The organism is Pirellulales bacterium, from assembly GCA_019694455.1.
Taxonomy (GTDB): domain Bacteria; phylum Planctomycetota; class Planctomycetia; order Pirellulales; family JAEUIK01; genus JAIBBY01.
The window spans coordinates 1-13,052 of the sequence record JAIBBY010000031.1; the positions used below are offsets into that span (position 1 = coordinate 1).

The 13,052-nt window shown below is 62.8% G+C and carries 8 protein-coding genes; all 8 read right to left on the reverse strand.

Features of this window, described 5'->3' with window-relative positions; translation table 11 throughout:
• Positions 1-18: 18 nt before the first annotated feature.
• A complete protein-coding gene (locus K1X71_13460) occupies positions 19-1,215 on the reverse strand; it encodes an NPCBM/NEW2 domain-containing protein (protein MBX7074146.1) in 1,197 nt (398 codons plus the stop codon).
• A gap of 3 nt (positions 1,216-1,218) precedes the next feature.
• The gene (locus tag K1X71_13465) at positions 1,219-2,277 is read right to left on the reverse strand and encodes a hypothetical protein (GenBank protein MBX7074147.1); all 1,059 of its coding nucleotides are present in this window, start codon (positions 2,275-2,277) and stop codon (positions 1,219-1,221) included.
• On the reverse strand, positions 2,274-4,043 hold the full coding sequence (locus K1X71_13470; GenBank protein MBX7074148.1) for a hypothetical protein: 1,770 nt from the start codon (positions 4,041-4,043) through the stop codon (positions 2,274-2,276). Before K1X71_13470 ends, K1X71_13465 begins: the two co-directional genes overlap by 4 nt.
• 14 nt (positions 4,044-4,057) lie before the next feature.
• Positions 4,058-6,298, reverse strand: coding sequence for a hypothetical protein (locus K1X71_13475; GenBank protein MBX7074149.1), 2,241 nt, complete (start codon positions 6,296-6,298; stop codon positions 4,058-4,060).
• 148 nt (positions 6,299-6,446) lie between these two features.
• Positions 6,447-8,864, reverse strand: coding sequence for a hypothetical protein (locus K1X71_13480; GenBank protein MBX7074150.1), 2,418 nt, complete (start codon positions 8,862-8,864; stop codon positions 6,447-6,449).
• Positions 8,865-8,872: 8 nt separating this feature from the next.
• A complete protein-coding gene (locus K1X71_13485; GenBank protein ID MBX7074151.1) occupies positions 8,873-11,074 on the reverse strand; it encodes a BatA domain-containing protein in 2,202 nt (733 codons plus the stop codon).
• Positions 11,075-11,092: 18 nt separating this feature from the next.
• Entirely contained in the window at positions 11,093-11,995 is a 903-nt protein-coding gene (locus tag K1X71_13490; protein MBX7074152.1) for a DUF58 domain-containing protein, read from the reverse strand.
• Positions 11,964-13,016, reverse strand: a complete 1,053-nt coding sequence (locus K1X71_13495; protein ID MBX7074153.1) for a MoxR family ATPase — start codon at positions 13,014-13,016, stop codon at positions 11,964-11,966. The genes K1X71_13490 and K1X71_13495 overlap by 32 nt, the downstream gene beginning before the upstream one ends.
• Positions 13,017-13,052: the final 36 nt, after the last annotated feature.

Genomic DNA, 13,052 nt, shown 5'->3' on the forward strand with positions numbered 1-13,052 from the left:
ACCACAAGAGCATGTGCTTCATCGCATCAACTTGGCCTCGCAAAGATTGAGATGATCGGCCACGTCCTGATTCTCGCCAAAGTCGACCACAATGGCCAACCGCTGCACGCCGGTGATGTCCAGGTCGATCGGCGTCGGCGGCTGCCCGCCGCGCGCTTCGAACTGCAGCAACCGGCGGCCATCGCCTTCAATCGCCACGACGACATCCCCCCGCCGATCCATGCGATCGTCGATGCCCGCTAGCGCGGTGAATCGCTGGTATCCATCCGGCAGGCGATAAACCAACCGCGTGCGGCTGTGCAGCGCAACGCCACGCGCATGCGATTTGCCGGCTAACAGTAGTTCGCCGCCATCCAGCGCGCGGTCGCGCTGCGGCGTAAACAGATCATGAGGCGCATCGATTGGCGTCGTCGCGCCAAAAAATGATTGACGCTCCGATTGCTTCGCATCCCAATCCAAGTCGCTGAGGTAAAGCACCTTGCCGTGCGAGAAGTCGATACGCTCGACTCGTCCAAGCGGAATCGACATGGCGTCGCCTGTGGTCAGGACCACTTGCAGCGCGTCGCCCGCCAATTGCAACTCGCGCGCGGCGAACTCCGCGCCGCCACTAGCAAAGATGCGGCAGCTCGCTGCGGGGATGTCCCGCGCGCGCGGTTGATATACAAAGCCAAACACCTTGCTCCATTTCACGGGGATTGTTTCGCCATCCACCTCGAATTCGACATGCTCCCCGGTTACGCGGTGCAGCACGCCTTCAAGAAAATCGAGCGCGTCCTTTTTACGCACCACCAGCACATCGGCGACGGCCTCTCCCTCATTGATTTTGCGCCATTGTTGCAACTCGGCCTCAGTGGCATCGGCGTCATACACCGACTGGACGCTACGGACCGCGGCCTTGAGCGGCGGCGCATCCTTTAACTCCACTTGCGCCGCATCGCCGTCCACCAAATAGCCAGCGGCCCGCAAGCGGCTGCCGCCTGCTAGCTCGACCACGAACTTCGCATCATGATTCTTGGCCGCCTGCACGCCGCTTGCCGGCGCTAATTGCAGCAAGTCAGCAGCGGGCAGCGTCACCGTCGCGTCGACGGTCCGCACGACCAGTTCCGTCGCGCCGATCCGCTCCACAGCGCCGCGCACCGCGCGGCCATCCACGGTCTGCAACTCCACTTCCCAGTTCGTCGCGGCGACGATCGAAATCAACAGCAGTGACAACATGCGTTATTCTCCGGCGCCGGCAGGGCGTTGACTGGCCAAGCGGCGGAAATACTCCTCCACTACGTCGCGATAATGCGAGGGAAAATCCTTGCCGATTTGCTGCAACGCCGCCTCACGTTCTTTGGGGGGCAACGCTCCCCAGCCTGACGTGTCGCCCAGATCGCGGCGCTTCGTCTCGCCGGGGCCAGCGCCCCCGGCAATGCGGCTGTCGGGCATCGGCATAGCAGGTGTGTTCGATCCTCCTCCGCTGTGTTGTTGCTGCTGCTGTTGTTGCTGTTGCTGCTCCATCTCCTCGATCATCTTGTCGAGCGAAGCGATCACCCCGTCTTCGACCTCGCGCGTCTTTGGTCCCGCGCGTCCCAGGTCGAGCCGGCGGCGAATATCGTCCATCCGACGCGAAATATGATCGAGCGATTCCTCCTCCAGGGCTTCGAGGTCACTTTGCATCAACGTGGCCACCGCCAGATAGCGCTCGGGGCTGTCCGCCACGTCGTGCTGCAATCGCTTGAGGACACTCAGACCCTGCTCCTGATCCAAGAGCCGGTGATAACTCACCGCCTGATAAAACAACAACGTCGCCGGATCAATTACATCGTCCGGCGTCAATCCTTCTAATTGCTGACGAGCTTCTTCGTAAAGCTGATGCTTCGCCAGCCACCGACCATACAACAGCCGCAGGTTAGCGCGCTCGAAATCTTTTTCCGCGGATTCCGTCAGCCAGGCCGCGTCTGGTAGGGCCAGAACAGCGTCGCTGTCGCAGGTAGCGACAATCCGCGCCGCGCGCTCGTCGACCACGGCAAAGCTGCGCGCCACCCGTTCCAGCAGTTCGGCGCCCCGCGGGTCGTCGCCATTGGCCCACAATTCCGCTGCGTCCGCGCGCGCGGTTTCCGAAGCGTCGTGCGCATCAAGCCAGGCATCGAAACGCTGCCGCGCCTCCGCGGTAGTCAACGACTTGAGCTGCGGCTCGCGATCAAATGGATCGCGCACGCCCTCGGCCAGCGAACACCTGGCGCCGCATATCAGCGCCGCCAGCAAGATCATCAGTCGCGCTTGCTTTGTCATCGATTCCTTTCTTGGGCCAAGTCGCGCGTGGTGCGAAAGATCCGCTCTTGGCGTTCGGCCAGTTCGGCGAGCGCCCTGAGGATCTCGGCGTCCGCGGTCTGCTCTCCTTCCACTAGTTTCGCATAACTTTGGGTGCGGCGATTGACCCGCATTTGCAGCGCCCGAATCACTTTAATCTCCGCCAATCGGTCGACTAGCGGGGGCTCTTGCATTTCGCCGGGCGGGGGTGGTTGACCCTCCTGCTGTTGCTGCTCCAGATCCTTCTTCGCCTTTTCGAGCGCCGCCAGAATTTCTTCCAGTCCGGCGATGATGTCCTCCTCGATGCCGCGCGTCAGGTCGTCGATTCGCGTCTGCCCCAATCGCTCGGCCACCTGCTGCATATCGTCGCGAATTTCGCGTACGGCCTCGGGCATGGCGATCGCGGTGCCGTCGTCGCGCAACAGTTGCAGCGCCCGATCGGCGTCGAGCGCGATCATCGACTCCTGTCGACCGAGTCGGCCCGACTCGATCTCCACGCTACGCCCACGTTCTGGCTCGGGGACACTGGCCAGGCGGATTGTCGCGTCGTACACCTTGTTTTGCTCATCGAGCATCTTGCGAAATCGCGCTTCGAGCATGGTCAGCATCCGCGCCAGTTCTTCCTCGCGCAACTGACGTAGAATCTTCTCCAGGTCGGCCTTGGCCTGTTCCAGTTCCTCCAGCGCTTTGCTCTGCTGCTGCAGCGCATCATCGCGTTGGGCCTGCTTTAGGTTTTCTTGGGCCTGCTGCATGCGTTTGCGCGCGGCGTCCAATCGCTGTTGGGCTGAGTCGCGGGGTTGCTGCGATTGGCTCTGGCTGGCGTCGCCTGCCGATGGCGGCATCGGCGACTCCCCACCCGGCATCGGCGCTTGCCCACCCGGCTTTGGCTCTCCCCCGGCATCGGCCGGCTTTTCTTTCGATTCGCTTTCGCCCGGCGAGTCGCTGGGCTTCTGTTCGTCGGCGGACGGCTTCTTTTCCTTCGAGTCTTCGCCGCTCGGCCTGCTCGACTGGCCTTCTTTCGCAGGCGCGTCGTCGGACTCAGCGGCCTGTGGCGTGTCTTCCGATTCGTCCTTGGTTTCTTCCTCGGCCTCGCGCGAGGCGTCGTTGTCCTTCTTCATCTGGTCGGCCAGCTTGCCGGTGCGATCTTCCAGCTTGGCTTGTCGTTCGGCGACCTGCTCCGTGGCTTCACCCGCCCTGCGCGTCTGCGCCTGAACTCCCTCCTGCTGCTGAATGAGTTGATTGAGTTCTTTGAGGTATGCCCGCACGCGGGCTTGTTCCGACTCCAATCGCTTGGCGCGATCCTCGCTCAACAATAGCTCCAACAGGCCCTTGAGGTCGCCCGTCAGGTCTTTCTGCTGGTTGACCGCCACGGCCAGACGGTCTTGTTGCAATAGTTCGACCAACTTGTCGAACTGCCCGGCGATTAATCGCTTCTTGCTGCGAGTAACCGCCTGCCGAAGCAACGCCGCGCGCTGCGGATCTTCGCTGGCCGTCAGTTCGGCCATTCGAAGCAACACTTCTTCAAATCGTTGATACTGTTTGGCCAGTTGCTCTTCGGCAGAACCCAATGGCGACTCTTCCTTCGCCGTCTCTCCTGGGGCCGTCTCGACATCGGGGGCTGGCGCATCCTCCGGCGCCCCCCAAGCCATCCCCGCGCAAACAACAGGCGCCAGCAGCCATGCTGCCACGCGCAGCAGGCGCCGCGTGCCAAACGCAAATCGAGATTCGCTAAGCGACTTCGCGCTCATGGAACCCTGGGGGATCACTCTTCCAGTAACTCTCGGACCGAACGTTTGCGCTGCGACTTGGTGTCGTCGTTGAGCTTTTCCTGGGAGTCGATGATCGAGCGCAGCATGTCGACCACCTCGTTGAACGTCTCCATCTCCATCATCTTTCCGAGCACGCCCTGCATCTGTACCAGAATAACATCGAGTTGCTGCTGGGCGCCTGCCCGGGCCACCTCGGCGGCCTGCGAATCCGCGGTAATCGCCTGCCGCAGCACGGTAAATCGTCGATCCAGTTCCGGAAAGGCAGCCGCGGCAAGTTGTCGCAGCGGCTCGGCGATGCCTTGCTTCAAACGCAGTTTCAGCTCCTCGGTGTCGACGCGATTGTTCACCAACTCATCGTGAATCTCGTCGAACGAAACCGCCACCCCCAATGTCTCGTCGGCGTTCTTCCGCGCATTCTGCGCGGCGCGTTCCACAGCCAGCAAACGCTCATCAACCCGATCGTCTGACGCCGGATCGCCAGTCTGCGCCGGCTTCTCGACGCGGACCTGACTGATCGCGTCGCGAGTCTCGCTCACCTCGCCAATCAGTTGTTCGAAGCGCCGGCGCAGATTCAGCTCGCGCGACTCCAACATCGCCCGCAATTGCTCCGCGGTGACAACCTCCAAGGCAAACGCCTCGCTCGCCGACACGCCAACCCCTTGATCCAGCGCACAATTGTCCTGAGCCTTGGCGACCAATGTCAGGCGCTGACCGGGCCGCAAATTCAGCTCACGCGCTTCCAGCGCTTCGTCGATGGGTTGTTCCAACTGGCCGCGCGCGTCGACCGTCGCGTCGCGCTCGACAATCTTTGCCGTCGCATCCTTGGCAGCGGCCTCGCCCTTTTCATCTTCGCCATCGGCCGCGCTGGCAATGCTCTGCTCGAACCAGATTCGCGCTAGCGCGTGGTCGTCTGTCACTGTGCCTGTCAGCGGTATGCGGGCCGCGGGCGTGATCGCGGCGCCAATTCCGCGCAAACGCAATGACAACTTCGGCGGTTCGTCGGGAATTGCCTCGACCGTCAATCGCCACGGCTCCCGGCTTTGAATGCCATCGGCGTCGTGCAGCGTAAACAAATAGGTCCGATTTCCGTCGACCGGCTGCGGCGCCGTCTCAAATCGCCGTCGATCGTCGGCGCTCGGCACAATCTCCGTCGGCTGCGCATCGGGAGCGTCGGCCAGGGTCATCGCCACGCGCGTCAACAGCTTGTTCGCCTGACCGCGCACCACAAACTCGGTTCCCCGCGGTAATTGCACCACCCCGGTCACCGGCACATCGTGCGGACTGCGTCCCAGATATTCGGGAAATCGCACGGCCAGCGCCGTTTGATGCACATCGACGGCCGGCGCCTCAACCACCACGATCTGCAAGTCGTCAACCCGATCGTCCCCCCCCACCAGGTCGAACTCGATCGGAGCGAGCACATTGAAGGTATAGGAGAATTTTTGGAACGGCTCCTTGCCGGGATCGGCGTTCCCCTCGCGATCCATCGAGGAGCGCTCGCGCACCCCCGCGGTCCGGTATTGAATCTGCACCGAGTCGGGCACCAACATACCGGTATCGGCCTGCGCCACCACCTGAAAATCGGCGCCGCGAGCCACCTTCACCGGACCGTTCTGGAAGCCCGGCGCCACCAATCGCGTCTTGCGCGGATAGAGCTCGTCGGAGAGGCCCAGCGCTCGCCGCCCCCAAACGCGCATCACCTCGGACGCCGACAGTCCCAGACCCACTAGCGACACCAATAACAGCGCGCAAACTAGCGCGCTGCGCGCCAGCGGCGCCGGATTGAACACCTTGTCCAGATCAAGCCGGCCGACCGCCTCTGTCACGGCCGCTTCCGTCGCCGACAGCATGGCCGCGTGCTGCTCGTCTCCCTCGGGCAAGTCGACCGGTACCGGATCAACCACCGTCAGCAGTCGATCACCGAGTTCGGGGAATCGCCGCTCCAGTACAATCGCCATGTTACGGCGCGATAGCCTCGTCAGCGCGTCGCGTAGCAGAAATCGATAAAGCAAATAGGTCAGGACGCCGACCGCGACACCGATCAATGCGATTCGCACGCCGCGCGACGGTTCGAAGAGCCAATCGATCGCCAGACTGATCCAGGCGGCCACCGCGACCGCGGCCAACCATTGGGCCACTCCTCGCGCAATGACATAGCGCCGCACTCGCGCAGCCAGCGCGCTAAGCACCCGCTCGATCGGCGCAGTCTCGGTTGTGGCGAGTTGTTCAGCCATCAATAACTGGTGAGTTTGGACGTTCGTATCTGCCCGTTCTCGCGTCGCCGATCTCGTTGTTGTTTTGAAGTTGCTTCATTCTATCGGTCGGCAAAATGCCTAGCCGCCCCCTCGCTCAGCATGCCAAGCCTCTGGCTGCGCTTGCGGATTACGCCAACTTCGCAAATCGCCTCACCAGCCATTCCAGACACAGGCAGCCAGCAATCGCCGTCATGACCTGCCAATTATCCCAAAGCGAGCGAGGCTTTTCGCTTTGCGGTCGAATCAGGCTGCGATCGGGCAACTCGGCCCAGACCGCCGGCGACTGTCGCATACCGAGTGCGTCCTCGACACCAATGTAATAGCGTCCTCCCCCCGTCTTGGTAATTTCCGTCAAGAGCGCGTCGTTGCGGCTGGGATTCTCTCGCTCCAGGTCGGGCACGCGCGATTGAATCCGCCGCGTCAAACTCTGCTCGCCGCCGCCCGGCAACGGCAACTCCAATTCGTAGGCGCCTTCCTGTGAGACGACAAATTGACCGCTAAAGTTCCCCACCCGCACCCCATCAGCCGAAAGCACCACGTTCTCCGTCGTTCCGTCCGGTCGAGCGACAGCCAGCGACACTGACGCCGCTTCGAGTGGTTCTAGTTGCGGAGTGGTCAACTGAGCGCGAACTTCAACCGTTTGCCCCAGGAAATAACGCTCTCGATCCGCGAGCAGCACACCCCGGCTCGAGCCACGCATCAAGCGTCCCTGCGAAACATGCCGAACCAGCTTGGTATAAAACTGCTCGAAATGCGCCGGATCGAGCGAGCGCAAACGCCACATTTCGCCGCTGCCCAGGTAGAAAACCCGTCCGGCGCCATAAAACTGCCCGCAAAAGTAGGGTCGCCCCCCATCGGGCTCGGTGTTTGGTTCAGCGAATCTTGCATAAATCGTGGCGCCCGGCTTGGGCCCGCGCACTTCCAGACATTGATAGACGCCGCCAAACCCCGTCCAGGCCTCGCGGCTGGCGCCGGCCGAATCGCCAAGCCACAGAAAGTCGGCCTCCAGTCCTTCCCGCGTGAACTCCAAAGGCCAGGCGTCGTTGGCCGTCGGCGTCGAGGTTTCCGACAATGCGAATCGACGCCGAAACTCGACCGGATACAAATCTCGAATCTTCGTCAGTTCCGGCTTCTCTACCCACGTATCGGAATGCACCGGACCGGCAACCAGCACCAGTCCGCCCGCTTGATCGGCGACCCAATGCTCCAGCGCGTCGATTGTCGCCGCTGGCAGCGATTGCCAATCGGGATCGAACGCCACAATGCAATCGTATTCGTCTAGCTCTTCGCGGGTTGCCGGAAACGTGTCGAGAATTCGCCGGGCTTCCTGCGAAATGCCCTCCTGCGCCGTGCCGAGCAGCACGTCGACCTCCACATGATCGTCGCGAAACAATAGCGTATGCAAAAATCGGTACTCGCGCGTCGGTCCGCTTGCGAACAACAGCACGCGGGTCTTCTCGTCGACCACCTCGACCTCGGCCTGCTGCTGATTGTCGTTGGGATTACTGTCGTCCGCCGGCGCGACCACACGCGCGGTAAGCGTGCGTCTGCCGGGCTCGGTCGGCGTCAGGTCGAACCGCACCGGCACGGTTTCGCCATCAGCGCCCAATCGCAACTCGCTGGCGGCTTCAATGACTCCCGCTTCCGCCGCGCGATCGCCCGTTGCGCTAGCGGAGGTCAAAAGCTCCAAACGCACTGACCGGCCCGCCATTCCCTGGGCCTGCACAAACACGGTCACCGTGTAGCTGTCGCCTGGATAAGCTCGGGCCGGCGCGGTCAGATCGGCGATCCGCAGGTTGATTGGCTGCCGATCAGACCCTAGCCCCACGGCATGAATCCGCGCGCCAAGCTGTTGGGCGATCTCCAGCGCCTGCTTGGGGCCGGGGCCCGAGTTTTGTCCGCCGTCGGTAAACAGCACCACGCCCGAGATGGGCCCGCCGCGCTGGGCGATCAGCGCCTCACGCAGCCCCTGACCAAGTCGCGTCTCGGTGCCGCGCGGCGCCAGCGCCGTCGCCCAATCGATTGGCTTTGCTATTTCCGCATCTGGCGATGGCTTCTTGGCCGATGTGCTTGTCGCGCTCAGCTTCGGCAGCAAAACGATGTCGCTCGCCGAAGCGTCGAATCGCGCCACGGTGACATCGTGAGTCTTTCGCAATTCGCCGAGCAGCTTTTCGCCCTTGAGCGCCTGCATCACCCGTTGCGCGCGGTTGGGAGCGCCGGCTGATGACGGAAAACTCTCATCGGCCAAACCCATGCTCAAGCTGGTGTCGACGAGCAGCACAGCCTGCGAATTCGTCGTCACGTCGTGCTCGGTGCGCCATTGTGGCTGCAAGTAAATCCACAACACCCCAACGATCGCGGCCAACCGCAAACCGACCAAGAGCGTTCGCACGGCCGGTCCCAATTCGGCCGCGTCGCGCCGGTACAGCCACACCACATAGGCGGCGGTCGCGACCAGCGCGAGGATCGGCGCAATCCAATCGCTATTGGCGTGTACCCGTCCCCACTCAAAGTACGTGCGGCTTGTCGTGGCCGCGAGCAACATGCCGTGGCTCATCCGCGCCCCCCGGATCGCGCCGCGTGGTAGCTGTTGCGATACGCTAGCGCCTGCTCGCCCAATAGTAGCGCGAGCAGCGCCAAGAGCAGACTGTCGCTCAGTTGCAAACCCGCCAGATCGGCGCTGGCGGCATGCACGTCGTCGGCCCGCTCCAGGGTCATGCGCAGTCCCGTTAAGGCGCGCTGCAAATCGGCCGGCTCGACGATCGCCAAATCGCCTTCTTCCGGATCGACATCCACGACAAACCGGCGGCTCTCCATCCGCCCGTCGGTGGTGGTCAAGCGCGCCTCGTAAATGCCGCCTTGCGCCGGGTCTGCCAACTCCGCCAGCAGCTTGCCATCCACGCGCCGCGCGTCGTGATTGATGGTCTCGCTTTCCTCCCCCGGAATTACAAACTGCATGCGCGGCTGAAAACGCGTCCCGTCAAACTCCAGCGCAATGGGACTACCAACCAGACGCGCCGGCTTGCGCTCGTCGAGCGCGGCCAAATACGATTGCAACTCCAGCATCGCCACGACAAAGCTGGGATTGCGCCCCCAGTTGTTCCAGGTGGGCGCCGCGGTGGTGAGCATGGCCACCACCCGCCCCGCGCCAAATTTCTGCTCGATCACCAGCGGCGCTCCGTTACGCAGCCGCGCGATGACCCGCGCCTTGCTCCCCGCTTTTTGCTCCGCGTCCTTCGCCACCGTGAAATAGCGTTCCACGGAAACAGCGCTCAAAAAGCTGTTCCGCTCGCCGGCGAACACCCGAAACATCGGGTGATCGGTCACTTCCAGATCGGGCCGCTTCTCCACGGTGTCGGCGAACAATTGCGTGGGCGAGGTCACCGCGAGCGGCATCAACCCTTGGCCGTCGCGATAGAGTCGCTCGTTCACGCTCGTCGAATCGGAGGCTTCGCCCAAGAAGATGCCCAAACCTCCGCCGCCGCGCACAAACGACTCTAGCGCGGCCACTCCTGCCTCGTCAAGTTGCGCGACATTGGTGAGAAAGATCGTTTTGAAACTATCGAGCGGATGATCGACCAGATAGCGCGGCGCTTCCACCTTGGCGTCGACCCCGGTGCGAATCGCCCCGCCCGGCGACAGAGCCAGCGCCAAGAACCGCGCGCCGCTGGCCTCTGGATCGCCATCCACGATCAAGACCGGCGACCCCACTGGCACGTTGACCACCGCCGCTCGCTGATTGTCTGCCAGCACGCTGTCGGACGCCAACGAAGCCCGCACCACATGCTCGCCCGCGGTGGGAAAGTTCACCAAAAAACGCCGCTGGGCGCTTTGCCCGGCTGGTATCTCGTCGATCACCACGGCGGGGCGATTGGCGCCATCTTCTTGCAATGAGAGCGTCACTTCGCGGGCAGACTCGCGGCCATGATTCTTCACGGTGGCTTCCATGAAGAACGGCACGCCGGCCGCCAACATGCCGCGCTGCGGCGCCAGCGCGGTCACCGCCAAGTTTTCATGTTCCTTGTCAACGCAGCGCACCAGCCGCACCTGCGCGCCCCGGGCGTTCCACGCCGCCAACGACTCGCGCAGCGCCTGCGGCTGTCGCCACTGGTTCGCGCGGAAATCCGAAACCAGATACAACACCACCTGCTCGCCGCGCGCGCGGTCGATCAACTTCTCGGCGGCCGCCAGGGCAGCTTGCGGGCCGCTTGCAGTTTCTGAAGGCGCCAGCGCCTTGAGTTTGACAGCCAATTCCTCGCGCAGCGCCGCGTTGATGAGGGCGGCGGTCACATCGGGCGCCGCGGCGGCGCGCGCTCCGCCGGCTCGCGAGTAACGCAGCAAGGTCAATACCTGACCGCCCCCCGCCGCGTTGGCGTGTTCGAGAATGCGCTCGATCGCCGCGCGTCCGCGATCGAATGCGCTCGCCTCGGCCCAACGATCGCTCATCGAATAACTGTCGTCCAATAGGACAACATGATGCGTTCGCGCGCCCCCGACGATGGAACCCCAGCGATTGGCCAAGATCGGCTGTGCCAGTGTTAACACCAAGGCGGCCAGAATCGCCATCCGCGCGGCCAACAGCAACAACTGCCGCAAAACCACCCAACGGCGATTCTTGCGCTGGCTCTCCAGCAAAAACTCCATCGCCGCCCACTCCACCCGGCGATGTCGCCAGAGGTTGATCAGGTGGATCAGGATGGGCGCCGCCAGGAGCCCTAGCCCCCAGAGCAGCGCGGGATGTACGAAAGCGGGCATGATGCGAAGCGTTCCCTATCAATTCCTGTGATGCATGCCCAATCGGTTGCTCAAATAAGTCGCCAGTGCCGCGTCGAGCGGCTGGCTGGTCCGCAGCAGCGCGTAATCGACGGTGTGCTGCGCCGCGCGGCGGCGCACGTCGTCCAAGAACCGCGACAGCGCCTCCAGGTAGCCTTCGCGCAGCGCCCGTGGATTGCAATTCAAAAAGTCGGTCGACTCCAAGCCTTCGAAGCGCGTCGGACCGTTGAAGGGAAAGTCCAATTCGTCGTCATCCATGACGTGCAGCAGCATGACGTCGTGCCCACGCTGGCGCAGCATGCGCAGGCCCTTGAACAGGCTGTCGCGATCCGTGAGCAGGTCGGAAATTAAAATCATCATGCCGCGCTTGGGGTAGCTTTCGGCCACCTCCGCCAATATTGGCCCGAGCGACGTCTTATTGGCCGGCCGATGCACGTCGAGCGATTGGATGATCGATTGCAAATGATTGCGTTTGGCCGCCAGCGGCACTTTAGCGCGCACCTGCTCGTCGAACGACACGCAACCCACGGCGTCTTGCTGCAAGATCGCCAAAAAAGCGAGGCTCACGGCCAGTGTGCAGGCGTAGTCGTATTTGTTGAGCGCGCCGGTTCCGTAGCGCATGCTTTGCGAGGCGTCGACCAACAGCGTCGCGCGCAAGTTGGTCTCTTCCTCGAATTGCTTGACATAGAGCCGGTCTTGCCGCCCCCACACCTTCCAATCGACATGGCGCAAGTCGTCGCCCGGCGTGTACTCGCGGTGCTGCGCAAACTCCACCGACTGCCCAAAGTAGGGGCTGCGGTGCATTCCCGATAAAAAGCCTTCGACGATATGCCGCGCGCGCAGTTCCAGTCGCGCAATCCGGGCAATCGCCTCAGGATGCAAAAATCTTTTGGAAGCGGGCATCGCGGGTCAGCTCGTCTTCTTTGTCGGGCGTGATCGAAACCAGCCGATCAACCACGTCGTCGGCGGTGATTCCCTCGCTCTCAGCGGCGAAGTTCAGCACTAGTCGATGCCGCAGCACCGGTTTGGCGAGCGCTTGAATATCGGCCGCGGCCACATGCGCGCGGCCGTTCAGCAGCGCTCGCGCCTTGGCGCCGAGGATCAAAAACTGCACCGCGCGCGGGCCAGCCCCCCAGCTCACTTGCTCGTCGACGAAGTCGGGCACGCCCGACTCGCCGCGCCGCGTTTGCCGCACCAGCGACAGCGTATAGCGGATCAAGTGATCGGCGATCGGCACCTCGCGCACCATCCGCTGCAATTGCAAAATCTCCTCGGCTGTCAGCACGGGCCGAATCTCATCGGCCATGATCGACGTGGTGCGCCGCGCGACCTCGAATTCCTCCTCGAACGTGGGGTAACGCACGAACACCTTGAACATGAAGCGGTCCTGCTGCGCCTCGGGCAGCAGATAGGTTCCTTCTTGCTCGATGGGGTTTTGCGTCGCCAGCACGAAGAACGGATCGGCCAACCCGTGACGCTGGCGCCCCACCGTCACCTGGCGCTCCTGCATGGCCTCCAACAGCGCGGCCTGCGTCTTGGGGGGAGTGCGATTGATTTCGTCCGCCAGAATCACATTGGCGAACAACGGCCCTTCACGAAAGCGAAAGTCGCGCCCGCCGGTCGTGCGGTTCTCCTCGATCACTTCGGTGCCGGTAATGTCGGCCGGCATCAAGTCGGGAGTGAACTGAATGCGGCTGAACGACAAGTTCAAAGTCCGCGCCAGCGTGCTGATCATCAAGGTCTTGGCAAGGCCGGGCACACCCTCCAGCAGGCAGTGTCCGCGACTGAAGAGCGAGATCAGCAGTTCTTCGATCACGGAGTCTTGCCCCACGATCACCTGCGTCAGTTGCTGGGTGATCTGTTCGCGCGCCTGCAGCAAGCGGTCGATGCTGGTCGCGCTCGCGGTGTGATGCGTTTCAGTCATTGAGTGCTCGGATTGCTGGGAAACTAGTGCGCGGCA